Source organism: Stenotrophomonas sp. STEN013, assembly GCF_056760355.1.
In genome coordinates this window covers 502,217-525,429 of sequence record NZ_JBRREO010000001.1, presented here as the reverse complement: position 1 = coordinate 525,429, position 23,213 = coordinate 502,217, and the positions used below count along the sequence as shown (strand labels likewise).

At 66.0% G+C, this 23,213-nt stretch carries 18 protein-coding genes; 10 read left to right on the top strand and 8 right to left on the bottom strand.

What is annotated here, in order from left to right; translation table 11 throughout:
- The first annotated feature begins 249 nt into the window (after positions 1-249).
- From ACVOMH_RS02270 to ACVOMH_RS02260, 3 genes are all read left to right on the top strand, one after another.
- Positions 250-2,553 (top strand): winged helix-turn-helix domain-containing protein, encoded by a 2,304-nt coding sequence (locus ACVOMH_RS02270; RefSeq protein WP_481550906.1) that lies wholly within the window; start codon positions 250-252, stop codon positions 2,551-2,553.
- 115 nt (positions 2,554-2,668) lie between these two features.
- Positions 2,669-3,550 carry a helix-turn-helix domain-containing protein gene (locus ACVOMH_RS02265; RefSeq protein WP_481550905.1) on the top strand — a complete coding sequence of 294 codons (882 nt, stop codon included), beginning with the start codon at positions 2,669-2,671 and terminating at the stop codon, positions 3,548-3,550.
- A gap of 66 nt (positions 3,551-3,616) precedes the next feature.
- Positions 3,617-6,457 carry a TonB-dependent receptor plug domain-containing protein gene (locus ACVOMH_RS02260; RefSeq protein WP_481550904.1) on the top strand — a complete coding sequence of 947 codons (2,841 nt, stop codon included), beginning with the start codon at positions 3,617-3,619 and terminating at the stop codon, positions 6,455-6,457.
- 203 nt (positions 6,458-6,660) lie between these two features.
- On the opposite strand, the gene ACVOMH_RS02255 is transcribed toward ACVOMH_RS02260, so the two are convergent.
- The 3 genes from ACVOMH_RS02255 to ACVOMH_RS02245 all read right to left on the bottom strand — a co-directional run bounded on the left by ACVOMH_RS02255 (position 6,661) and on the right by ACVOMH_RS02245 (position 10,640).
- Positions 6,661-7,779: an HDOD domain-containing protein gene (locus ACVOMH_RS02255; RefSeq protein ID WP_057505603.1), complete on the bottom strand. Its 1,119-nt coding sequence runs from the start codon at positions 7,777-7,779 to the stop codon at positions 6,661-6,663.
- A gap of 142 nt (positions 7,780-7,921) precedes the next feature.
- Positions 7,922-8,467 (bottom strand): inorganic diphosphatase, encoded by a 546-nt coding sequence (ppa, locus tag ACVOMH_RS02250; RefSeq protein WP_054660091.1) that lies wholly within the window; start codon positions 8,465-8,467, stop codon positions 7,922-7,924.
- Positions 8,468-8,612: 145 nt separating this feature from the next.
- Positions 8,613-10,640: a sodium-translocating pyrophosphatase gene (locus ACVOMH_RS02245; protein WP_481550903.1), complete on the bottom strand. Its 2,028-nt coding sequence runs from the start codon at positions 10,638-10,640 to the stop codon at positions 8,613-8,615.
- 249 nt (positions 10,641-10,889) lie between these two features.
- Here ACVOMH_RS02245 and ACVOMH_RS02240 point away from each other — a divergent pair, with 249 nt between their 5' ends.
- The gene (locus ACVOMH_RS02240) at positions 10,890-11,399 is read left to right on the top strand and encodes a hypothetical protein (RefSeq protein ID WP_481550902.1); all 510 of its coding nucleotides are present in this window, start codon (positions 10,890-10,892) and stop codon (positions 11,397-11,399) included.
- A 47-nt stretch (positions 11,400-11,446) separates the two neighbouring features.
- On the opposite strand, the gene ACVOMH_RS02235 is transcribed toward ACVOMH_RS02240, so the two are convergent.
- Both ACVOMH_RS02235 and ACVOMH_RS02230 read right to left on the bottom strand, forming a co-directional pair.
- Positions 11,447-12,052, bottom strand: a complete 606-nt coding sequence (locus ACVOMH_RS02235) for a YiiX family permuted papain-like enzyme (RefSeq protein ID WP_481550901.1) — start codon at positions 12,050-12,052, stop codon at positions 11,447-11,449.
- 5 nt (positions 12,053-12,057) lie between these two features.
- Entirely contained in the window at positions 12,058-13,314 is a 1,257-nt protein-coding gene (locus ACVOMH_RS02230) for a 6-phosphofructokinase (protein WP_481550900.1), read from the bottom strand.
- A gap of 149 nt (positions 13,315-13,463) precedes the next feature.
- On the opposite strand from ACVOMH_RS02230, the gene ACVOMH_RS02225 reads away from it, so the two are divergent.
- The 3 genes from ACVOMH_RS02225 (at position 13,464) to ACVOMH_RS02215 (ending at position 16,374) form a co-directional block, all read left to right on the top strand.
- Positions 13,464-14,027: an adenylate kinase gene (locus ACVOMH_RS02225; protein ID WP_054659115.1), complete on the top strand. Its 564-nt coding sequence runs from the start codon at positions 13,464-13,466 to the stop codon at positions 14,025-14,027.
- A 288-nt stretch (positions 14,028-14,315) separates the two neighbouring features.
- The gene (gene mpl, locus ACVOMH_RS02220; RefSeq protein WP_481551147.1) at positions 14,316-15,689 is read left to right on the top strand and encodes a UDP-N-acetylmuramate:L-alanyl-gamma-D-glutamyl-meso-diaminopimelate ligase; all 1,374 of its coding nucleotides are present in this window, start codon (positions 14,316-14,318) and stop codon (positions 15,687-15,689) included.
- 76 nt (positions 15,690-15,765) lie between these two features.
- Complete coding sequence (locus ACVOMH_RS02215; RefSeq protein WP_481550899.1) at positions 15,766-16,374, top strand: LON peptidase substrate-binding domain-containing protein; 609 nt, start codon at positions 15,766-15,768, stop codon at positions 16,372-16,374.
- A gap of 149 nt (positions 16,375-16,523) precedes the next feature.
- Here the strand turns inward: ACVOMH_RS02215 and ACVOMH_RS02210 are convergent, their stop codons facing one another.
- Positions 16,524-18,527, bottom strand: coding sequence for a bifunctional DedA family/phosphatase PAP2 family protein (locus ACVOMH_RS02210; RefSeq protein ID WP_481550898.1), 2,004 nt, complete (start codon positions 18,525-18,527; stop codon positions 16,524-16,526).
- A 121-nt stretch (positions 18,528-18,648) separates the two neighbouring features.
- Between ACVOMH_RS02210 and ACVOMH_RS02205 the strand changes: the two genes are divergently transcribed.
- Positions 18,649-19,311: a protein kinase family protein gene (locus tag ACVOMH_RS02205; protein ID WP_481550897.1), complete on the top strand. Its 663-nt coding sequence runs from the start codon at positions 18,649-18,651 to the stop codon at positions 19,309-19,311.
- Positions 19,312-19,398: 87 nt separating this feature from the next.
- A complete protein-coding gene (locus ACVOMH_RS02200; protein ID WP_481550896.1) occupies positions 19,399-20,217 on the top strand; it encodes an SDR family oxidoreductase in 819 nt (272 codons plus the stop codon).
- Positions 20,218-20,346: 129 nt separating this feature from the next.
- Here the strand turns inward: ACVOMH_RS02200 and ACVOMH_RS02195 are convergent, their stop codons facing one another.
- Complete coding sequence (locus tag ACVOMH_RS02195; RefSeq protein ID WP_057505639.1) at positions 20,347-21,219, bottom strand: ion transporter; 873 nt, start codon at positions 21,217-21,219, stop codon at positions 20,347-20,349.
- 75 nt (positions 21,220-21,294) lie between these two features.
- On the opposite strand from ACVOMH_RS02195, the gene ACVOMH_RS02190 reads away from it, so the two are divergent.
- Positions 21,295-22,524 carry an acetylornithine transaminase gene (locus ACVOMH_RS02190; protein WP_481550895.1) on the top strand — a complete coding sequence of 410 codons (1,230 nt, stop codon included), beginning with the start codon at positions 21,295-21,297 and terminating at the stop codon, positions 22,522-22,524.
- Between the two features lie 352 nt (positions 22,525-22,876).
- Here the strand turns inward: ACVOMH_RS02190 and ACVOMH_RS02185 are convergent, their stop codons facing one another.
- Entirely contained in the window at positions 22,877-23,212 is a 336-nt protein-coding gene (locus ACVOMH_RS02185) for a hypothetical protein (RefSeq protein WP_481550894.1), read from the bottom strand.
- Position 23,213 lies beyond the last annotated feature (1 nt).

Below are 23,213 nucleotides of genomic sequence, written 5' to 3'. Positions count from 1 at the left end.
CGCCAGATAAAAATTTCGCGCCCGGAGGCGCGAATTTTGCAGCAGATTATGTGTATTCGTCGGCGAGAGAGAGCCTGATGTCGTCCCGCGTGGTAACGCGAGGAACCTCGATAGGCTAATATTTGCTCGATCTAATTCATTTGCGCTTTGCGTTGACGCCGTTTGCGGACTTTGGCGGTTCACTGGTAGCCCTGCTTCCAGGGGGCGGACACAGGATTGTGTCCTCCGGCAATTCCTTCCCTGAGTGGCATGGATATACCCAACAACGAAAAACCGGTGTCCGATCGCTTGCTGATCGGTGAATGTGTCGTGGTGCTGTCCTCGCGTGAGGTGCATGTGCCCGGCGCACGGCGGTTGCGCCGATTGACGCCCAAAAGTATCGGAGTGCTGCTGGTGCTGGTCCGCAAGGCCGGCCAGGTCGTCACGCGTGATGAGCTGTTCGCCGAGGTGTGGCCGGACACCATGCCGACCAACGATGTGCTCACCCAGGCGGTCACGCATTTGCGCAAGGCCTTCACTTCGGGCGAGAGCGGAATTGATGGCGCGGCGTATATCGAAACCATCGCCAAGACCGGTTACCGCTTGCTGGCACCGGTGTCGTGGGAGGGCCAGGGTTCTATTCCTGCGGGACGGTCGCCGTTAAGCGAAACGGCGCTGGTTCACGGCGCGCAAGCTGGCGCAACGCATGCGGCCGATGTGCCCAGACGCTCGATACGCCGGCGGCTGCGACGCCAGGTGTTGATCGCTGTCGGCCTGGCGCTGCTGGCCAGTACGGTGGTGATGTTCTGGTTGTTGTGGACCGCGCCGGCGGTTGCCGATCCGGATGTGGTCAACACCCGTGGTACCCGTGTGGTGGGTAGCCCGGAGCGCCCCTACCGGCTCATCACCTCTACCGCAGCCTTCGAGACCAGTCCGGCCCTGTCGCCCGACGGTTCGCTGGTGGTGTTCGCCAAGGAGGAGGAGGGGCTTTCCAGTCTGTGGATACAGAGCACGGGCAATACCGCCGCCGCGCCGCTTGTCGCGCCACCTGCGCAGGCTTCCGACCGCTTTCCGGCATGGTCGCCGGATGGGCGCGAGATCGCATTCGCGCGGTTCCATCCGGGGGACATGTGCGAGGTGTTGCTGGTGTCGGCGACAGGGGGCAGTGCGCGGCGGGTGGCGCGTTGTGATGGCACCGAGATGCTCAGCTTCGACTGGTCGCCGGACGGACGCAGCCTGCTCTTCGGCTCGATGACAGGAAGCCAGGCCAGCCGGGGTATCCGGGTACTCGATCTGGTATCCGGCCGTTGGTCGTCGTTGCGCTATGAAACGGGCAATGACGATTTCGACTACGCGCCGCGTTACTCGCCCGATGGCAAGCGGATCGGTTTCGTGCGCAATCCGCAGGTGGGGGATCTGTGGGTGATGGATGCCGATGGGCGCAACGCCAGGCGTGTGACCGAGGATGCGGCGGAAATACGCGGCTGGAGCTGGCTCGGCGCGACCGAGTTGGTGTTCGGCCGACGTGTGGACAGCGAGTCCCGTCTGTATCGCCTGGATGTGACAACCGGCCTGCTGCGTGATCTGGGCGTGGATGACGCCGACAGCCCGTCGGTGTCGCGGCAGGGACGCAGCCTGGCGTTCAAGCGGGACCACCCCCGGTACGCGCTGTTCCGGTTTCCATTGGGAGAGCAAGGCGGCAAGCCGCAGCGGTTGTTCGCATCCTCGGGGCGGGACGGTCAGCCGATGGTGTCGCCAGACGGCAAACGCCTTGCGTTCACCTCCAACCGCTCGGGCACGTTCGCGCTGTGGTGGGGAAGGCTGGATGATCCCGATTCGTTGCAGGTGATCGAAGGTTTCCGTCCGGAAGCGCGGCAGCCGATGGACTGGTCCGCCGATGGCCACAGCCTGCTGGTTGCCGGGCGTGACGGCGAGGGCATGCCGGGCATCTATGAGGTGACGCCCGAAGAGGGGCACTGGAAGAAATTGCCGGTGCCGGTGCATGAGCCGTTGCAGGCGATCTATGGATCACAACCGGGCAGCGTGCTGGTGCTCGAGCGCGACACCGATGACCGGATGCGGTTGACCCTGTTCGACCGCCGGCAGCAGCCATGGCGGCGCCTGGCCTCGATGGAGGGGGTGTCCCAGGTACGGCTGGACAGGGCAGGAGATCGTGTTCTGTTCACGCGGCTGGCGCACGCCGGCTTGTGGCAGGTGGGCCCGACGTTGGCCCAGAGCAGTATCAGGCTGCTCAGCACGGAGGCGCCTACGCGCTGGCGTTATCGCACGTGGGCGGTGACGGGCACCGGCCACGTGCACTATCTGCATATCGCTCCGGACTGTGCCAGTCAGCTCACCGCCATTGAGCAGCCGGATCGCAGCCTGTGTCTGGACGCGCGACGCTACGGATCGCGCAACGGTTTGAGCATGGCACCCGATGGCAGCGCTGTTTATGTCGCTTTGGCCATCGCCGACGGCACCGATATCGGTCTGATGCCGGTAGCGGAGCGTGTGCCGTGGCCTTCGCTTGGTGCGGCCAAGTGGTTGCCGTGGTTGAAAAAACCGCTTTCGTGATTCTTTCGCAAGTGGCATCTGGAAATTTTCGGAGCAAACTCGCCGGAACTTCCTGACCCGGGGCGCCAGAGTTGGCAAAACCATCGGCCATTGACGGCAAATGATGGTGTGTCACATGCGGCAGGTATCCTGGGTCGATCGCGGCCAGTCGGTGTCATTCGAGAAGCAGGCTGAAGAGGGCGTGCGACCCAATTGCGTGGGCGTTGCCCGGCTGGGCAGTCTGCAGACCTCCGGAACGGTGTTCACGGTGTGGTTGCAGTTGCGTGGCAGCGCCTGGGTGGAGTCCAAGGAAGGCAAGTTCCGCCTGCGCCAGCGCGAGTGGATCGCGTTCGAGAAGGAGTCGCGGCCGCTGATCCAGGCCGGGCGCGATGGGATGTGTATCGGCGTGAGCCTCGACAGTGACGCGCTGCGCATGCTCGGAACGCTGGCCGACAGCAGCGTCTATACCGGCCGTGGCCGCATGACCCAGGCCGAGGCCCGGCTGGCACTGCGCCTGTGGCGCGAAGCGCAAGGGCCGGGTACCAGCATCCATCACCTGCGGCCGTTGCTGCTGCATATCGCCTCGCTGCAGCGGGAGATGTCCGGCGGCGTGCAGCGGTGCCCGGGACGGTCACGGATGCGCAAGCGGCAGGTGTTCGGGCGGATGCAGCGGGCGCGCATGTACCTGGAAGGCAACAGCCACCGGGTGGTGCGTATCGGTGAACTGGCCGAGCTGACCAACTTCTCCAGCTGGTACCTGTCCAAGACGTTCCAGAGCCTGTATGAGGAAAGTCCGCAGTCGTTGTCTGCACGCCTGCGTCTTGAACGTGCGGCCATGTTGCTGCGCGATACCGACATGATGATCGGTGAAGTGGCCGCTGCCAGTGGCTTTGACAATTGCTGCAGCTTTGCGCGGGCATTCCGCTCCAAGTACGGCACCTCGGCCACCCGCTACCGCGAGGCGATGGAAATGTTGCCGCCAGAATCGGCAAAGTTTCCGATTGGGTTGCGCAAATAAAACTATGCGACTCGAACGTAACGTTCAGGGGTGTTTAACGCACCACTAACGTAATCGGAGAGATTGATGAATTTTCGTACTCCCGCTGTGCGGTTGGGCTTGCTCCCGGCCGGCATTGCCATTGCGCTGACCCCGGCTTTTGCCTCGGCGCAGGACGCCGCTGCTGGCGCCACCACGCTGGACCGCCTGGAAGTCACCGGCTCGCGCATCCGCGGTGCCAACATGGAGACCCAGCAGCCGATCCTGACGCTGAGCCGTGAAAACCTGGAAAAGCAGGGCTTCACTTCGGTTGCCGACGTGCTGCAGAACATGACCTCGGCCGGCTCCCCGGCCATCTCGCGTTCGGAATCGCTGGCTTCGGGCGAGAATGTGGGTGGCTATTACATCGACATCCGCAACCTGGGCGCCAACCGCACCCTGGTACTGATGAACGGCAAGCGCCTGGGCGCCACCTCTGGTGGCTACCAGGATCTGAGCCAGATCCCGATGTCGGCCATCGAGCGCATTGAAGTCCTGAAGGACGGTGCCTCGGCCATCTACGGTTCGGACGCCATCGCCGGCGTGGTCAACGTGATCACCCGCAAGAACTTCGACGGCGCCGAAGCAAACGTCCATATCGGCCAGTACGGCGAAGGCGACGGTGACCTGGAGCAGTACTCCTTCACCATGGGCGCCACCGGCGAGCGTGGCAGCCTGACCCTGTCGGCCGAGTACAGCAAGCAGGATCCGGTGATGGCCGGTGACCGCTGGTACTCGCGTGACGGCGGCAAGGGTCCGAATTCGACTCCGGCTGACTGGAGTGCTGTGACCAACAAGGGCAGCTGGTTCGGCCCGTGCGGCCCGGGCGGCGCCGATGCATGGTGCACCCTGAACGAAGGCGGCAATCCGAACAACGTTGCGGATTACCACCCGATCACCCAAGGTGAGTACACCAACGCCAATACCGAGATGAGCCTGCAGACCGGTATCGAGCGCAAGTCGGTCTATGTCAACGGCACCTACGACTTCACCGACAACATCTCGTTCAACGCGGACATCCTGTACAACGAGCGCAATACCGACCAGCAGATCGCCGGTTACCCGTACCAGTCGGCGCAGGCTGCTATCAACACCCCGATGTCCGCCGACTCGGTGTTCAACCCGACTGGTGAGCAGATTCAGTTCCGTCGCCGTCTTTCGGAAGTGCCGCGTACCACCGACAGCCAGCTCAAGACCCTGCGCTTCGCGCCGTCGGTCAGCGGCTTCTTCGATTTCGCCGGCAAGTCGTTCGACTGGAATGTCGGTGCGCTGTTCAACCGCAACGAGTCGGTCAAGAGCAACCACGGTGACATGAGCCTGATCGCTGCACGTCAGGCGCTGGGTCCGTCGTTCATCGACGCCAATGGCGTTGCCCGTTGCGGCACCGCCGCCAAGCCGATCGACGGCTGCCTGGCCTGGAATCCGCTGCTGCCGATCGGCGTGGCTGGCCCGGGTTCGCTGGCGGACAAGGATCTGCAGGAATTCCTGTTCCCGACCTTCACCACCACCGGTGTCTCCAAGACCACCGCGTTCACCGCTGACCTGGCCGGTTCGATCATGACCCTGCCGGCCGGTGACCTGGGCTTCGCCGTCGGTATCGAGCACCGCGAAGAAGACGCACGCTACGTGCCGGATGCGTTCATGCAGTCGGGCCAGTACACCGGTCTGGCGCAGAGCACCACCAACGGCAAGTACGACCTGGACGAGGTCTACCTCGAGCTGAACATCCCGGTGCTGGCCGACATGGCTTTCGCCAAGGAACTGACCATCAACGTTGCCGGCCGTTACTCGGACTACAGCAACTTCGGCGACACCGTGAACGGCAAGTTCGGTGTCACCTGGCGTCCGCTGGATGAACTGCTGGTCCGTGGCACCTACGCCGAGGGCTTCCGCGCTCCGTCGATCGACAACATGTACGGTGGCATCAGTGCCAGCTTCGAGCGTTACACCGATCCGTGCTCGGTCGGCGTGGCCGGCAGTGTTGCCGGCAATGCCGCCTGCACCGCGGCTGGCGTGGCTCCGCACTACGTGCAGTTGGGCCAGGGCTCGGAGCCCTGCACCACCTGGCCGTGCGCTACCCCGGACCAGTTCATTTCCGGTTCCAACCCGAACCTGAAGCCGGAAACCTCCACCAGCAAGACCGTGGGTCTGGTGTGGAGCCCGCGCTGGGTGCAGGGTCTGGACATCTCGCTTGACTGGTACAACTACCAGATCAAGGACATGATCATCTCCGACAGCGTCACCCGCATCCTGCGCGATTGCTATGTGCTGGGTGACAGCAGCCGTTGTGCCGGTATCGTGCGCGCCGCCGATGGTCACATCACCGAGATGTTCTACGGCCTGGCCAATCTGGGCCAGATGGAAACCGAAGGCTACGACCTGGGTGTGAAGTACCGTCTGCCGGAACTGGCCATCGGCCAGATCTCGCTGGATTGGCAGACCACCTACACCGCCAAGTACGACGAAGTCGGCCAGAACAAGGCCGGTGACAAGATCATCATCGGCAACGTCGGCTCGCCGGGTATCTTCCGTGTGCGTTCGAACGTGGGCGTGAACTGGGAGTACGGCGATTTCGGTGTGAACTACACCGCGCGCTACTTCTCGGGCATGAAGGAAACCTGCATCACCACCGCCGAGGGCTGGTGTGACCTGCCGAACCGTTATGAAAACGGTGAGAAGGCTCCGCTGCGTACCACCGGTTCGAACACCTTCCACGACCTGCAGGTCAGCTACAAGGCGCCGTGGAATGCCACCGTTGCCATCGGTGCGAACAACCTGTTCAACCACCGTGGCGCGCTGCAGTACTCGGCGCCGAACAGCGCCTTCGCGTACTACGGCGGCTTCGACATCGGTCGCTTCCTGTACCTGAAGTACACCCAGAAGTTCTGATCCATCGGATTTCTGTGACGCAAGACCAAGGGGTGGGCCGCAAGGCCCACCCCTTTTCTATGGACCTGTCCCGGATGCAACAGCGCCTGCGTGCCGCTTCCCGTCCGTACTTGAACGGCTATCCCGGTGGCTGGAGGGGCCGCAGGCACATACAAAAAAGGCCGCCCAAGGGCGGCCGTTTCGCTGTGCTGCCGGACGGGGAGTCAGGCCTCGACGCTGAGTCCGGCCAGATCGGCCGCCAGCTCGCGCCAGCCTTCCAGCTTGGAAATCACGCCAGTACGGGTGAGGTACTGCTCGTCGACCGCCGTGCCGCCGGCCAGTGCGGTGGCCACATGCACCGCGCCGCTCACCCAGAAACTGCGCACGGTCGAGCGCTGGGGTTGAAGGTGGAAGGCGACGGCTTCGATGATCGGCATTGGCAGGCCCCACAGCCCAAGCAGATAGGCGCCGGCTTCGGCATGGCCGGGGCGGTCGTCGCCGTCGGCCGGAGCCTCGCTGCGCTCGTTGCGTACACCGGGCAGCAGCAGGCCGATGTCGGCCAGCAGTGCGGCGGTGGCGCCCAGCTCGGCGCTGGAGGCGGGCAGCATCTTTGCGGCCAGGCGTGAGGCCAGCAACGCCCGGGACTGCAGGGCGTTGCGTTCGGCGGCGGAAATGGCGGCCAGCGAGAAAACCTCACTGGCCAGCACCAGGTCGCGCAGCGTCGACAGCCCCAGCCGGGTCACCGCGCCACGCAGGTCGGAGATGGCGCGGCCATTGTTGAAGAAGGCCGAATTGGACAGCTGCAGCACCTTGGCGGCGATGGCCGGATCGGCCGCCACCAGCTTGGCGATCTCGCTGGCATCACTGTCTTCGTTCTCTTCCAGCGCCTGCATCAGGCTCAGGTAGAGATGGGGCGGGGAGGGCAGCTTCTCGATGCGGCCGATGGAAGTGCGCAGACGCGGGCTGTCGAGCAGTTCGCGCAGCTCTTCCAGGCTGGTGAGGGCCTCCAGCAACACTTCCGGCGCCAACGGCAATGGCAGAAAACGATGGGCCACGCCGATGATGCGGGCCGAGGGGGAGCGCTGGCTGCTGTCGGTGTCGATCAGCGCGATACGGATGGTTTCCGGGCGCAGCGTGCGGATCTGACCCAGTAAGGTCGCCGGGGTGAGATCGGCCAGCACCGGGGCCACGATGACGGCGTCCACGGCCGAGGTCGCCACTGCGGCGATGGCGGCATTGCCATCCGGGGCGGTCTGCAGCTGCCAATCCTCTCCAAGATCGCTGACGTACTCGAAAAGTTCGTTCGACAGACTGGCTTCATCGCCGACAAGCAGGATACGCAAGACACTTTCCCCAGAAAAATACAGTTACTTGGCCACAACGGAAACAGGCCGGGAAAACCGGCCTGTCAATGTAGCCGAACCCCGTAACAGGGTCATGCGCTACAGATATGAAACGTGATCACTGTCGCTGCAGGCGGCAGGATCAGCCTTGCTGTTCCTGCTGGGCCAGGAAGGTCTGGTGGGCTTCCACCAGGATCTTCTTGGCTTCGGCGGCGTCGCCCCAGCCTTCGATCTTGACCCACTTGCCCTTCTCCAGATCCTTGTAGTGCTCGAAGAAGTGACCGATGCGCTCCAGCCAGTGGCTGGAGACCTGTTGGATGTCTTCCACATGGGCATAGCCGTTGAAGATCTTGGCCACCGGCACGGCCAGGATTTTCTCATCGCTGCCGGCTTCATCACTCATTTTCAGCACGCCCACCGGACGGCAGCGCACGACCGAGCCCGGTACCAGCGGCAGCGGCAGCACCACCAGCACGTCGGCCGGGTCGCCGTCGCCACACAGGGTCTGCGGCACGAAACCGTAGTTGCAGGGGTAGCGCATCGGCGTGGAGAGGATGCGGTCAACGAAGATCGCGCCGCTTTCCTTGTCCATTTCGTACTTTACCGGCTCCGAATCCTTCGGAATCTCGACGATGACGTTGATTTCTTCCGGCGGGTTCTTGCCCGGCGAGACAAGTTTCAGGCTCATTGCGCTGACTCCGAATCGTGATGTTTGGGGAAAACGCCCATTCTACGCTGGCGCCTATTGCACTGCATCACGCCCGCCCCTGGAAACAGGACACCCCGCCGGAGCGGGGTGTCCTGTCCTTCATAAACAATGGCTTGCGGAGTCTCTACAGCAACGGCACCAGCAGCAGCGCGACGATGTTGATGATCTTGATCAAGGGGTTGATCGCCGGGCCGGCGGTGTCCTTGTACGGGTCGCCCACCGTATCGCCGGTCACCGCCGCCTTGTGGGCATCGCTGCCCTTGCCGCCGAAGTGGCCGTCCTCGATGTACTTCTTGGCGTTGTCCCAGGCACCGCCACCGGTGGTCATCGAGATCGCTACGAACAGGCCGGTGACGATGGTGCCGATCAGCAGGCCGCCCAGCGCTTTCGGTCCCAGGAGCAGGCCGACCACCACCGGCACCGCCACCGGCAGCAGCGAGGGCACGATCATTTCCCGGATCGCCGAGCGGGTCAGCATGTCCACTGCACGGGAGTAGTCCGGTTTGCCAGTGCCCTGCATGATGCCGGGGATGTCGCGGAACTGGCGACGCACTTCCTCCACCACCGCGCCGGCGGCGCGGCCCACCGCTTCCATCGCCATCGCCCCGAACAGGTAGGGGATCAGGCCGCCGATCAGCAGACCGATGATCACGGTGTGGTCGGACAGGTCGAAGGCGAAGACCGTGCCCGGGTTGGCCAGCTGCAGGTTGTGCGTGTAATCGGCAAACAGCACCAGCGCGGCCAGCGCCGCCGAGCCGATCGCATAGCCCTTGGTCACCGCCTTGGTGGTGTTGCCGACCGCATCGAGCGGATCGGTGATCTCGCGGATTTCGGGCGGCAGTTCGGCCATCTCGGCGATACCGCCGGCGTTGTCGGTGATCGGGCCGTAAGCGTCCAGCGCCACGATCATGCCGGCCATCGACAGCATCGCGGTGGCGGCGATGGCGATGCCGTACAGGCCGCCATGCAGGTGGGAAAACCAGATTGCGGCGCACACGGCCACTACCGGCAGCGCGGTGGATTTCATCGACACCCCGAGCCCGGCGATGATGTTGGTGCCATGGCCGGTGGTCGAGGCCTGCGCCACGTGCTGCACCGGCTTGTACTGGGTGCCGGTGTAGTACTCGGTGATCCACACGATCAGGCCGGTGAGCGCCAGTCCGATCAGTGCGCAGATGTACAGATTCATCGCGCCATAGGGTGAATCGGCCATCAGCTGGGTGGTGACCGGCCAGAACGCGATCGCGGCCAGCACCGCCGAGACGATCACGCCTTTGTACAGCGCGCCCATGATCGAGCCGCCCGGCTTCACCTTGACGAAGAAGGCGCCGATGATCGAGGCGATGATCGACACCCCGCCCAGCACCAGCGGAAACAGCACCGCGTTGCGGCCGACCTCGGCCATCATCATGCCGCCCAGCAGCATGGTGGCGATCACCGTCACCGCATAGGTTTCGAACAGATCGGCGGCCATGCCGGCGCAATCGCCGACGTTGTCCCCCACATTGTCGGCGATCACCGCCGGGTTGCGCGGGTCGTCCTCGGGAATGCCGGCCTCGACCTTGCCGACCAGGTCCGCGCCCACATCCGCCCCCTTGGTGAAGATGCCGCCGCCCAACCGCGCGAAGATCGAGATCAGCGAGCTGCCGAAGGCCAGCCCGACCAGCGCGTGCAGGTTGTCGGCCTGACTCAGGCCCAGCTTCTGCAACACCAGGTAGTAGCCGGCCACGCCCAGCAGGCCCAGCCCGACCACCAGCATGCCGGTGATCGCACCACCGCGGAACGCCACATCCATCGCCGCGCGCAGGCCGTTGCGGGCGGCCTCGGCGGTGCGCACATTGGCCCGCACCGAGACGTTCATGCCGATGTAGCCGGCCGCGCCGGACAGCACCGCGCCGATCGCAAAACCAATCGCGGTGTACCAGCTGAGGAAGAAACCGACCAGCACGAACAGCACCACGCCGGCGATGGCGATGGTCAGGTACTGGCGGTTGAGATAGGCCCGCGCGCCTTCCTGGATGGCGGCGGCGATTTCCTGCATGCGGGCGTTGCCGGCAGGTTGCCGTAATACCCATTGGGCCGAAATGATGCCGTAGACGATGGCGACCGCGGCGCAGACCAGCGAAAGCACAAGACCGTACTGTTCGAGCATGACCCCTCCAACAACGTTGATGGATGCCATCCGGCAGTGGATGAAGCGGGGACACGCCGGGCAGAACGAAGCACTGGAACAGACCCGGGGCCGCAGGCGGCTGTGGTACGTGTCGCGGTGTTCAAACAATCCTGGAGCGGTCCGAGTATGACTGGCAGCTGTCTGCACCGCCAGCCGGCCCCGTCCTTGCCCTGGGGTTCAGCACCACGCTGGCAGCGTCGGCGACCTGCCGATACGGAACCGACGATGATGAAAGCCGCCGCTGTCCTGATCCTGTTCACCGCGCTGCCGTTGCCGGTGCTTGCCGCCAGCGCCAAACCGGAGATCGAACGCCCCGCGGGCAGTGCGCAAGCCGATGGTGCGGTGCACACCGTGCGGCAGATTCCCGAGGCCTGCACCCGTATCGAAGGGCGCTTTACCGGGGACGCGGCCAGTCCCTATGACATGCAGCTGGTACGCACCAGTGCGCAATGCCAGCCGCGTGCGGTGTTTCTGGATTTCGCCAAGGTCACGCCCAGCGAAGCGGCCGGCTGGAAGCTCAATGAGGTCGTGCGTATTCCATCGGCTGCCTGCCGCTCACAACAGGCGCAGGTGGAGGTGTGGCGCAAGCCGGCTGGACAGCAGGTCGCGCTGGATGGTCAGGGCCAGAACCGTGTCTATCTGGGCGATGCCAAGACGCAGGCCGCTGCCGGCAAGCTGGCAGCGCTGCCGGCGTACTCGGCCCGGTTGTCGGTGGAAGGCGCCGCCTGCACCCGTTGAACGGGTGAAAGGTGTCCGCCCGTTTCAACGGGCCGGACACTCGGGCCTCAGCGCTGGTCCACGGTGACCAGCATGGGTGAGGCGAAGATGGCCGCCGGCGAAATCACCGGCTCGTCCCGTGGGATGTTCGCGCCATAGCGCTCGCGCAGTTTGGCCCGCACGGCCGGTGCCTGCAGGTCGAAGCTGTCCAGCCGCGCCAGCGGTGCCAGGCGGATGCCGGTGGCATCGCGGTACAGCTTCCACACCAGTTCGGAGCAGTAGATGCGCTGGTCGGACCACTCGAAGGTCAGGTCGTAGGGTTTGCCGAGGTAGGGCGTGGCCGCGCGCTGCAGGCGTGCCTTGGTGTTGGCATCCAGCGGCGTTGCGGGCCGTTTGATCACATAGCGGCCTTGCCTGCCACGGTCGAGCCAGGCCTGCAGTGGCGTGTAGCGCACCGGTTGCACGGCTTCCAGCACGTGGGGGACACCGCCGCGCAGCAGCACGATGCCCATGTGGCTGTAGGGCGAATGCGTGGCGGCCTGCACCGCCACGCTCTGGCTGGAGGTCGAGGTGTGGAACACGATGTCGCCGTCCTGTGGCGTGTAAGCCGATGCCGGTAGCGTCCAGCACACCAGCAGCATCAGCAACGCCCAAAGGCCAACGCGCGGATACATCGTGTTCAGCCTTCCCACGCCGGCAGCTTCTTGGTCACCGCCACATTCTTCAGCGTCACGTACTTGGGCAAGCCGTCGCGCCCATATGGCAGGGGCGCCTCGCCGCGGATCAGCGGCTGCAGGTAGCGGCGGGCCTTGTCGGTGATGCCGAAACCGTCCTTGCGGATGAAGCTGGCCGGCATCTTCTTTTCGTGATTGGCGATCTTCGACAACGGCGCGGCCTCGATCTTCCAGCGGTAAGGCGCATCGGAGCTGCGCACGATCACCGGCATCACCGCGTTGTGTCCCTTCAGTGCGAACTGCACGGCCGCCTTGCCCACGGCCTGCGCCTGTTCCCAGTCGGTCTTGGACGCGATATGGCGGGCCGAGCGCTGCAGGTAGTCGGGCAGGGTCCAGTGCACCTTGTAGCCGAGTTCGGCCTTGACCTTGCCGGCCAGGTACGAGGCGACGCCGCCGAGCTGGGTGTGGCCGAACGAATCGGTGGCGCCCCCGGCATCGGCGACGAACTGGCCGTCGGCGGTCTGGATGCCCTCGCTGGCCACCACCACGCAGAAACCGACCTTGGCCACCACCTGTTTCACCTTGGCCAGGAACTTCGCCTCGTCATAGGCGCGCTCGGGCAGCAGGATGATTTGCGGCGCGTCCTCGGCGTTCTCGCCGGCCAGTCCGGCGGCTGCGGCCAGCCAGCCGGCGTGGCGGCCCATCGCCTCGTAGATGAACACGCGGGTGGAGGTTTCGGCCATGGCGGCCACATCCAGCGCGGCCTCACGCACCGAGATGGCGGTGTACTTGGCGGCCGAGCCGAAGCCGGGGCAGGTGTCGGTCACCGCCAGGTCGTTGTCGATGGTCTTGGGCACGCCCACGCAGGTCAGCGGGTAGCCGTACTCCTTGGCCAGCTGTGAGACCTTCAGCGCGGTGTCGGCCGAATCGTTGCCGCCGTTGTAGAGGAACCAGCGCACGTCATGGGCCTTGAACACCTCCAGCAGGCGCTCGTATTTGGCCCGGTCCGCATCCAGCGATTTGAGCTTGTAGCGGCACGAGCCGAAGGCGCCGCCCGGCGTGTGGGCGAGCGCGGCAATACTGGCGGCCGACTCCTTCGAGGTGTCGACCAGCTCCTCGCGCAACGCACCCAGGATGCCGTTACGCGCGGCCAATACCTTGATTTTCTTCGACCTTGCTTCAGTGATGACGGCCGAGGCGGTAGCGTTGATGACGGCGGTCACGCCACCGGACTGGGCGTACAGCAGGGTGCCTTGGGACATGGGTAAAACTCTACGGGCGGGGGACATTCCGGGACATTGGCCGGATGCGGTAAGCTGCGCATATTGCGGTGCAGCGTGAATCGGCCCCTGAGTCTAACGCCGCTGTCCGTCCCTGAAAGACATCATCCTCAAACATATGGGAGTCAGGAATGCGATTGGTTCTGTTGGGACCGCCCGGTTCGGGCAAGGGCACGCAGGCGACGAGCCTGAAGGAACAACTGCAGGTTCCGCACATCTCCACCGGTGATCTGCTGCGCGCCGAAGTGGCCGCCGGCACCGAGCTGGGCAAGCAGGCCAAGGCGGTGATGGACGCCGGCAACCTGGTGTCCGACGACATCCTGCTGGGCATGCTCGAATCGCGCCTGTCGCAGGCCGACACCGCCAAGGGTTTCATCCTCGACGGTTACCCGCGCAACGTGGCCCAGGCCAACGCGCTGGGCGAACTGCTGGCCAAGCTGGGCCAGCCGCTGGATGCGATCGTGCAGCTGGATGTGCCGACCGAGCTGCTGGTCGAGCGCATCGCCGGCCGCGCCCAGGAGCAGGGCCGCGCCGATGACAACCCCGAATCGGTGCGCCAGCGTCTGCAGGTCTACAACGATTCGACCGCACCGGTGATCGATTTCTACGCCGCCAAGGGCACCCTGGCCCGCGTCGATGGCGTCGGTGCGCTGGACGAAGTGCTGGCCCGCATCCTGGCCGCGATCAAGCGCTGATCCGCTGGCGGCTGTGGCGGGCAACGGCCACGACCGCCCAGACGCAAACGCCCGGATCCAGTGATGGATCCGGGCGTTTGCATTTGTAGAGGCCAGCAGATGGGCTTGCTCAGAGCCCCGCAGCATGAGCTCCCTGGGGATGGCCTCTTGGGGAGTAGGACCTGAGGGATACTGCGGCTGGCGTGGCGCATTCTGGGTCCGATTGGCTGAACGCGGTATCAGGTAATTCCCTACATACGGGTAGGTATTCCGGAAGGGCGGTACCCGGGCGTGAACGCATCGGCGACAATCGCCGGCATGAGCAAGATCCATATCCTCGGCATTGCCGGTACTTTCATGGGCGGTGTGGCCGCCTTGGCCCGCGAGCTCGGTCACCAGGTCGAAGGCAGCGACCAGGCGGTGTATCCGCCGATGTCCACCCAGCTGGAAACACTGGGGATCACGCTGTCGCAAGGCTATCTGCCTTCCAATATCAGCGCTGATTGCGATGAGGTGGTGGTCGGCAATGCGCTCTCGCGCGGCAATCCGGCGGTGGAAGCCGTGCTCGATGACGGCCGTCGCTACACCTCCGGCGCGCAGTGGCTGTCCGAGCAGGTGCTGCCCGGGCGCGACACCCTGGCCGTGGCCGGGACCCACGGCAAGACCACCACCACCACCATCCTGGCCTACCTGCTGCAGGCTGCCGGCCGCGAGCCCGGGTTCCTGATCGGCGGCGTGGCCGAGGACTTCGGTGTCTCGGCGCGGATCGGGCAGGGCCGCGAGTTCGTGGTCGAGGCCGATGAGTACGACACCGCGTTCTTCGACAAGCGCAGCAAGTTCGTCCATTACCGGCCGCTGGTGGCGATCCTCAACAATCTGGAATACGACCACGCCGACATCTTCCCGGATGTGGAAGCGATCGAGCGCCAGTTCCACCACCTGGTGCGCACGGTGCCGGCGCGCGGCCGGCTGATCGTCAATGGCGAGGACGCGCACCTGGAACGGGTGCTGGCGATGGGATGCTGGACGCCGGTGGAACGCTTCGGCTTCGCGCCGTCGCTGGAATGGAGTGCGCGGCTGATCCACGACGATGGCAGTGCGTTCGCAGTACTGCATCGCGGGGTCGAGATCGCGACCGTGCAGTGGCCGTTGCTCGGCCGGCACAACGTGCTCAACGGCCTGGCCGCGCTGGCCGCCGCGCAGGCGGTGGGCGTGGATGTGGCGGCCGTGGCGCCGGCCCTGGCCCGCTTCCATAGCGTCAAGCGACGGATGGAGGTCATCGGCACCGCCAATGACATCACCGTCTACGACGATTTCGCCCATCACCCCACCGCCATCCACACCACGCTGCAAGGCCTGCGGGCCAAGGTGGGTGAAGCGCGCATCGTCGTGGCGATGGAGCCGCGCAGCAATTCGATGCGGCTCGGTGCCCATGCCCAGGCGCTGGCGCCGTCGCTGGAGCTGGCCGATGCGGTGGTGTTCCTGGCGCGTCCGGAACTGCCGTGGGATGCGGCAAAAGTGATCGATGACGTGCGCGGCGATGCCCAGGCCGTGGCCGATACCGATACGCTGCTGCAGCGTCTGGATGAGCTCGCGCGCGCCGGTGACCATGTGGTGTTCATGTCCAACGGCGGCTTTGATGGCGCGCCGCGCCGCTTCCTGAAACAGCTGCAGGGCGGCTGAGAATGCTGCCCGGACGATGGTCAGGCCAACGCCAGGGCGTACTATTCCGGTGCAATACGACTTTTCCCGCTGATCGATGATGTCACCGCAGACGCTCCCCCTGTTTCCCCTGCACGCGGTGCTGCTGCCCGGCGCCGCGCTGGGCCTGCGCGTGTTCGAGGCACGCTATCTGGATCTGGTGCGCGAATGCGGCCGCAGCGGCGGCAGCTTCGGTATCTGTCTGATTCTGCAGGGCAAGGAAGTCGGCGCGCCGGCTGTGCCCGCGGCATGGGGCGTGGAGGCGCAGATCGAGGATTTCGACGTCGGTGCCGATGGCGTGCTGGTGTTGCGCCTGCGCGGTGGCCGTCGTTTCCATGCGACCGGCACACGGGTGCGCGACAACGGCCTGGTGGTGGCCGAAGTGCACTGGTGCGACCGCGACAGCGACGACGAGTTGCGCCCCGAGCACGGGCTGCTGGGCACCTTGCTGGAACACATCCTTGACCAGGCCGGCGGGCAGTTCACCGGGATCGGTCCGGCGCAGCTGGACCAGGCCGCCTGGGTCGGCTGGCGGCTGGCCGAACTGTTGCCGCTGGCCGAGGAGCAGCGGCTGCAGCTGCTGCAGGAGCACGATCCGCACCAGCGCCTGGACCGCCTGCTGGAATGGATACCGGGCTTCGACGTGCCGATCGAGGAGCCGTTGTAACCGCAATCCAGGCCGTCGCCGGGCAACCGTCGCTCCGATCGCGCTGGGCGATACGGCGCCGTCACGCGTGACGGCCAGCGGTGGTGATGGGGGCATGGCTACCTGCGTCAGTGGATTCCACCCGCCGCAGCGCTTGCCCGTGACGGGCGTTACGGCGCCGGTTCGCTGCGGATCATCAGCAACGGCAGGTCGCTGTCGTCCTGGGTCTGCTGCCGGCTTTCCAGTCCGTCCAGCGACTGCTTGAGCGCGTCCAGCGCCGGGTCCACCCCGCGCAGCGGCCGCCACATCCCGAACAGCTTCAGGTGGCGCTGGAAACGCAGGGTCTGTGCGCTACCCAGCCACACCGGCGTGCTGCCGGGCTGCAGCCGCACATGGGACGGCCACAAACGCAACGCGTAGATCTCGTCCGGCCGCGTGCCCGGGCGCAGCATCAGCAGCGCCTCGACATTGGTGTCCAGCGTTGCCGGCAGCACCGGCACCTCGCGCGGGCTGGCCTTCTGGTCCAGCATCAGCAGCGCCTGCTGCCAGCCGGCCTGCGGCTGCAGGGTCCAGCCGTTGCGTTCCAGTTGCTGCTGCAGCGGCGCCAGCGGGCCGGCGACCTGCACGTCCAGCGGCCAGCGCTGGTCGTCATCGAATTCGTTGCGACGGGCGGGCAGTTCGCGCCAGCCGTCCTGCCACCAGTGGCCGGCGGCAATCAGCCGGGGCGCCTCGGCGACCGGCTCGAACTTGGCCAGCTTGGCCGGCACATTGCGCGGCGCGTACCACAGCCCGGCCAGGATGAAGGTGCCATAGAACAGCCAGCCCACCGGTTTGACCCAGAACGAGCGGTTGAACCGGCGCCGGTAGGCCACGCCCAGCACCAGCAGCCAGAACATGCCGAACAGCATTCCGCCGATCACGTCACTGAGCCAGTGCGCGCCGAGGTAGATGCGCGCAAAGCCGATCACGGTGACGACGATGCCCGAGACCAGATAGGGCCACACGCGCGCGCGCCCCGGCAGTTCGCGGCCGATCAGCACCGCGAAGAAGCCGAAGGTGATGGTCGCCATCGTCACCGCCACCGACGGGAAACCGAAGCCGCTGCTGGCTGCCGGCGGACGCACCACATCGACGGTGGCGCCCAGCAGCTTGGTCAGCGCCAGGCCGAAGGCCAGTGCCGCCAGCCAGTGGGCGGCGGCCATCCAGCGCCGGCGCCAGGCCAGATAGCCCATGCCCACGGCGATGGCCGGCAGCAGCACCTGCCAGTCGCCGAGCGAGGCCAGCGCGGCCATCGGGTAATCGGCCAGCGGGTTGCGTAGCGCCAGCATCAGCCGGTGCACGGCCAGGTCCAGCGCCAGCGGTTCGCCGTGGCCGACCACCACCATCAGCAGCACGAACCAGCCCCAGCCCAGCAACAGCAGCATCAGCGCCAGCATCGCCAGCGGCACCGATTCGCGCCGGTGCGGGTCGAACAGATCGGTCAGCGAGCGCCCCAGCAGCTGCGGGTGGCGCTGCGACCAGTGCAGCAGCCGTGCCAGCCAGCCGTCCATGCGGGTGGCCGACCAGCGGTAGCTGTACAGCACGATCGCCCACACCAGCCCGAGCATCGCCCCGAGCAGGGCCAGCACCACGAACAGGCGCCCGGCCACGGCGGCCACCGCGTCGTAGGCCTGGCCCAGCGCCCAGCCGGGCAGCAGGAACAGGATCGCCCAGGACACGCAGGCGATACCGCTGGCCTTGAGGTAGCGGCTGAACGGCATGCAGGCCATGCCGGCGATTGCCGGTACGAACGGCCGGATGGCGCCGACGTAGCGGGCGATCAGAAGGCTCTTGAAGGCGTTGCGCCGGAACAGCACTTCGCCGCGGTCCAGCAGCTGCGGATAACGGCTGAACGGCCAAACCCCGCGCAGGCGGTCGCCCCAGCGGCGGCCGACCCAGTAGCTGATGCCGTCGCCGGCGAACGCACCCAGCGTCGCGCAGGCCACCGCGTACGGACCGGACAGCTCGCCCATGCCGATCAGCACGCCCACGGCGATCATCAACGGCAGCGCCGGCACGATCGCACCGAGGATGATCACCGCGTCGCAGAAGGCAATGGCAAATATCGCAGCGCCGGCCAGCACCGGGTGGGCGGCGATCCACGCGAGCGTGGCGTCGATCCAGGAAGAATTCATCGGCCGATTATAGGGGGCGGACCCCGTCAGACCGGCGTTCTGGCGCGGGGTTCCCGCCGGGCGCCTGCCTGTGGTTCACCTGGCCGGGCCCGCAACGGACGCCGCCGACTAGAATGTCGCGATGGCAGAACTTCCCGACGCGCGTGTGCAGGCGCTCAAATCAGACAGCTTCGGCAGGATTCTGCTGGTGGAGGGCCCCGAGGGCCGTTTCGTGCGCCGGGACCTGGGCGCCACGCCGCTGTGGCTGCGGTTGCCGGCCTGGTGGCTGGCCCGGCGTGAGGCCCGCGCGCTGGCCGCGCTTGACGGCATGGAGGCCACGCCGCGGTTGCTGGGCTGGAACGGCCACTGGCTGGATCGCAGCTATATGGAGGGCGCGGCGATGTACCAGCGCCCACCGCACGGTGATCTGGCCTACTTCCGTGCCGCCCGCCGGCTGCTGCAACGGGTGCACCGCCATGGCATCGCCCACAACGATCTGGCCAAGGAGGCCAACTGGCTGGTGCGCGAGGACGGCTCGCCTGCGCTGATCGACTTCCAGCTGGCGGTGCGCGGCAACCCGCGCTCGCGCTGGATGCGTCTGCTGGCGCGCGAAGACCTGCGCCACCTGCTCAAGCACAAGCGGATGTACTGCCGACACGCGCTGACCCCGGTGGAACGGCGCCTGCTCAAGCGCCGCTCGTGGATCCGCGAGCTGTGGTTTGTCACCGGCAAGCCGGTCTACCGTTTCGTCACCCGCCGCATCCTGCACTGGGAAGACAACGAAGGGCAGGGCCCCAAGCCCTGAGTTTGCGGCGGCATCAGTGCGTAGGCGTATGGAATGGCCGGTGCGGGGCATAATCGCGGTTCCCGTCAGCGTGTTTCCGGAGTCGGCATGTCATCGTTGCAAGGCAAAACCCTGTTCATCACCGGCGCCTCGCGCGGCATCGGCCTGGCCATCGCGCTGCGCGCCGCGCGTGATGGCGCCAATGTGGCTATCGCGGCCAAGTCGGCGGTGCCCAATCCCAAGCTGCCGGGCACGATCCACAGTGCCGCCGAGGCGGTCAACGCCGCCGGCGGCCAGGGGCTGGCGCTGAAGTGCGACATCCGCGAGGAAGACCAGGTACGGGCGGCGGTGGCGGCCACGGTGGACACCTTTGGCGGGATCGACATCCTGGTCAACAACGCCTCGGCGATCTGGTTGCGCGGCACCCTGGACACGCCGATGAAGCGCTTCGACCTGATGCAGCAGGTCAACGCGCGGGGCAGCTTCCTGTGCGCGCAGGCCTGCCTGCCGCACCTGCTGGCCGCGCCCAACCCGCACATCCTGACGCTGGCGCCGCCGCCAAGCCTGGACCCGAAGTGGTGGGGCCCACATACCGGCTACACCCTGGCCAAGATGGGCATGAGCTTTGTCACCCTGGGGCTGGCGGCCGAGTTCGGCCCGCAGGGCGTGGCGGTCAATGCGCTGTGGCCGCGCACGGTGATCGCCACCGATGCGATCAACATGATTCCCGGTGTGGATGTGGCCGGCTGCCGCACGCCGCAGATCATGGCCGACGCCGCGCACGCGGTGCTGACCCGGCCGGCGGCCGGTTTCAGCGGCCAGTTCCTGATCGATGACGAGGTGCTGGCGCAGGCCGGCATCAGTGACCTTTCCGGCTATGCGGTGGACCCGTCGCGGCCGCTGCTGCCGGACCTGTTTCTGGACTGAGTCACCCGGCAGGCCGCCCGCGCCGGTTTACGGCCTCGGGCGGCGAGGTGGGATGTGCTTTCCCACCCCGGAACCTCACCGGGCAACCTGCTGGCGTTGTCGATCGGACCGCGGCGCTGCGATCTCACGTCACTGGTTGAATGGCTCCGGCAAGACGCTGCCGCAACGGCGGCAGTGACGGGCGTCGGCTTCGTGCCCCTCCAGCCCGCAGTGCGGGCAGCCGCGGGCGTCGCGGCGCGCGGCCGCGTCGGCCTCGCGCATGGTGCTGGCCAGCTCGGCGGTATAGATGCCGGTGGGCACGGCGATGATGCTGTAGCCGATCAGGATCAGCACCGAGGTGACGAAACGGCCCAGCACGGTCTGCGGCACGATGTCGCCGAAGCCGACGGTGGTCATTGTCACCACCGCCCAGTACATGCTGCTGGGGATGCTGGTGAAGCCGTGATTGGGCCCTTCGATCACGTACATCAGCGCGCCGGCGATGATGGTGATGGTGACCACGGTGAACAGGAACAGCAGCACCTTGCGCCGGCTGCGCCACAGCGACAGCATCAGGATGCCGCTCTCCTCGACGTAGCGGGTCAGCTTGAGGATGCGGAACACGCGCAGGATGCGCAGCGCCCGCACCACCAGCAGGCTCTGCGCGCCGGGAATGAACAGCGACAGGTAGGTGGGCAGGATCGCGGCCAGATCGATGATGCCCCAGATGCTGACCGCGTAGCGCAGTGGCCGCCGCACCACCGCCAGCCGCAGGAGATACTCGGCGGTGAACAACAGGGTGAAGCCCCACTCGACCACATACAGCCAGCTGGCATGGGCGGCGTGGAAGCGTTGCACGCTGTCGAACATCACCACCAGCACGCTGGCGATGATGGCGTAGACCAGCAGCAGGTCGAAGTTGCGCGAGGGGCGGGTGTCGTGCCGGTAGATGATGTCGAACCAGTGGCGACGCCAGCCCGATTCGGTGGCGGGATTGAGCTGGGGAGCGGAGAACGGGCGCATGCCCTGCATTGTGCCGCAGCTGTTGGAATGGGGGAGAATGGGCGACCAATCCGCCGCCGATACCCCGATACCGTCATGACCGCTGCCAATGCCGATGCGCTGTTGTCCCTGTCCAACTACTACCTGCCGGTCTACAAGCCGCGCCAGCTGGTGCTGGAGCGAGGCCAGGGGGCGCGTCTGTGGGACACGCAGGGCCGTGAGTTCATCGATCTGGCCGCCGGCATCGCCGTGTGCAGCCTGGGCCACAACAACGCCGAGCTGAAGGCCGCGCTGTTCGCGCAGGCCGACAAACTCTGGCACACCAGCAACATGTTCTACAGCGAGCCGCCGCTGCACCTGGCGCAGGAGCTGGTGGAGGCCTCGCGTTTCGCCAAGCGGGTGTTCCTGTGCAATTCCGGCGCCGAGGCCAACGAAGTGGCGATCAAGCTGGTGCGCAAGTGGGCCAGCGCCCAGGGGCGCGACGCAGCCAAGCGCTACATCGTCACCTTCCGTGGCAGCTTCCACGGCCGCACCCTGGCCACGGTCACCGCCACCGCCCAGCCCAAGTACCAGGAAGGCTACGAGCCGCTGCCCGGTGGCTTCCGTTATGTGGACTTCAACGACGTCGCCCAGCTGGAGGAGGCGATGGCCGCTGGCGACGTGGCCGCGGTGATGTTCGAGCCGGTGCAGGGCGAGGGCGGGGTGATGCCGGCCAGCGCCGAATTCATGCGCCGTGCCCGCGAACTGTGCGACCAGCACGACGCACTGCTGGTGCTGGACGAGATCCAGGTCGGCATGGGCCGCAGCGGCGAGCTGTTCGCACACTGGCATTGGGGGGTGATCCCGGACATCGTGACCCTGGCCAAGGCCTTGGGCTGCGGTTTCCCGATCGGCGCGATGCTGGCCGGGCCGAAGGTGGCCGACATCATGGGCGTGGGCGCGCATGGCAGCACCTTCGGCGGCAACCCGCTGGCCGCCGCCGTCGCCCGCGTGGCGCTGCGCAAGCTGGCATCGGACGAGATCAAGGCCAACGTGCTGCGCCAGTCGGCCGCGTTGAAGGCCGGACTGGAAGCCATCGGCGAGGAGTTCGGCGTGTTCGAGCAGGTGCGCGGCATGGGCCTGATGCTGGGCGCGGTGCTCAAGCCGGACTACGTGGCCGACATCGGCGCGCTGCTGGACCTGGCCGCCGAGAAGCAGGTGCTGATCCTGCAGGCCGGCACCAGCGTGCTGCGCTTCGTGCCGGCGCTGAACATCACCGACGAGGAAGTGGCCGAAGGCCTCAAGCGCGTGCGCGAGGCGATTGCGGCGTACATGGCCGCGCGTTGATTGCGGTCATTACTGTCTAGGGGAGAAAGGCCGCCGGTGCATGCCGGCGGTCTTTTTTTTTGCGCCCGGCGCAGCGCTACCTTGTGCAGGAAGGGGACGCGTTGAGCAGCGTCTGTCATCGGTTCGGTGGCCGTGACGTCGCATATGTTCAATACGCCGTAAGGGAGGAATAGTGTCAGGCCTGCTGCGGAGGCAGGACTGCAAGGCTGTGCGCCGCAATCGCCGCCGGATCACCGTGGCGGGGCCGGTTGGAAACCTCGGGCGTTGTATTGCTGCCGTGCTCCCAGGGTGTGCCGTCGGCGGTACTGGCGTGATTTTGGTGATTACGATTAGAATTCGCGCGGGGTCACACTTACTTCGTTTGCTGGTTGCGCCGTTGCGGTGTGATCTGCTTGGCATTGGCGTGTTGCTTGGGGAGTCGCGCGCCGTGCGCTGGCACAGCAGGCAGTTGCAGCAAGTACTTCTGCGCGCCTGCGGATCTGGCCAGCTGTTGGTCTGCTTCCGCTGATCCGGTCATGCCGGTAATAGGGTGCCGGCTGACCAGGTGCCGCCAGCGTGGGCCAACTTCGCCTTGATTTCTGCGGTTCGTGTAACTGCGTTTTTGCAGGCTTTTCCTTCGCTGGGGATCGGCTTTGTCCGGTGGCGATCCGTTTTCTTCTATTCCTGTTGTCGTGTTCTGGAGATGCATG

Excerpts from the sequence above, each read along its gene's own strand:
- ACVOMH_RS02270 (WP_481550906.1), top strand. The coding sequence starts at position 250 with ATGGATATACCCAACAACGAAAAACCGGTGTCCGATCGCTTGCTGATC.
- ACVOMH_RS02265 (WP_481550905.1), top strand. The coding sequence starts at position 2,669 with ATGCGGCAGGTATCCTGGGTCGATCGCGGCCAGTCGGTGTCATTCGAG.
- ACVOMH_RS02260 (WP_481550904.1), top strand. The coding sequence starts at position 3,617 with ATGAATTTTCGTACTCCCGCTGTGCGGTTGGGCTTGCTCCCGGCCGGC.
- ppa (WP_054660091.1), bottom strand. The coding sequence starts at position 8,467 with ATGAGCCTGAAACTTGTCTCGCCGGGCAAGAACCCGCCGGAAGAAATC.
- ACVOMH_RS02245 (WP_481550903.1), bottom strand. The coding sequence starts at position 10,640 with ATGCTCGAACAGTACGGTCTTGTGCTTTCGCTGGTCTGCGCCGCGGTC.
- ACVOMH_RS02240 (WP_481550902.1), top strand. The coding sequence starts at position 10,890 with ATGAAAGCCGCCGCTGTCCTGATCCTGTTCACCGCGCTGCCGTTGCCG.
- ACVOMH_RS02235 (WP_481550901.1), bottom strand. The coding sequence starts at position 12,052 with ATGTATCCGCGCGTTGGCCTTTGGGCGTTGCTGATGCTGCTGGTGTGC.
- ACVOMH_RS02230 (WP_481550900.1), bottom strand. The coding sequence starts at position 13,314 with ATGTCCCAAGGCACCCTGCTGTACGCCCAGTCCGGTGGCGTGACCGCC.
- ACVOMH_RS02225 (WP_054659115.1), top strand. The coding sequence starts at position 13,464 with ATGCGATTGGTTCTGTTGGGACCGCCCGGTTCGGGCAAGGGCACGCAG.
- ACVOMH_RS02215 (WP_481550899.1), top strand. The coding sequence starts at position 15,766 with ATGATGTCACCGCAGACGCTCCCCCTGTTTCCCCTGCACGCGGTGCTG.
- ACVOMH_RS02210 (WP_481550898.1), bottom strand. The coding sequence starts at position 18,527 with ATGAATTCTTCCTGGATCGACGCCACGCTCGCGTGGATCGCCGCCCAC.
- ACVOMH_RS02205 (WP_481550897.1), top strand. The coding sequence starts at position 18,649 with ATGGCAGAACTTCCCGACGCGCGTGTGCAGGCGCTCAAATCAGACAGC.
- ACVOMH_RS02200 (WP_481550896.1), top strand. The coding sequence starts at position 19,399 with ATGTCATCGTTGCAAGGCAAAACCCTGTTCATCACCGGCGCCTCGCGC.
- ACVOMH_RS02195 (WP_057505639.1), bottom strand. The coding sequence starts at position 21,219 with ATGCGCCCGTTCTCCGCTCCCCAGCTCAATCCCGCCACCGAATCGGGC.
- ACVOMH_RS02190 (WP_481550895.1), top strand. The coding sequence starts at position 21,295 with ATGACCGCTGCCAATGCCGATGCGCTGTTGTCCCTGTCCAACTACTAC.
- ACVOMH_RS02185 (WP_481550894.1), bottom strand. The coding sequence starts at position 23,212 with ATGCATCTCCAGAACACGACAACAGGAATAGAAGAAAACGGATCGCCA.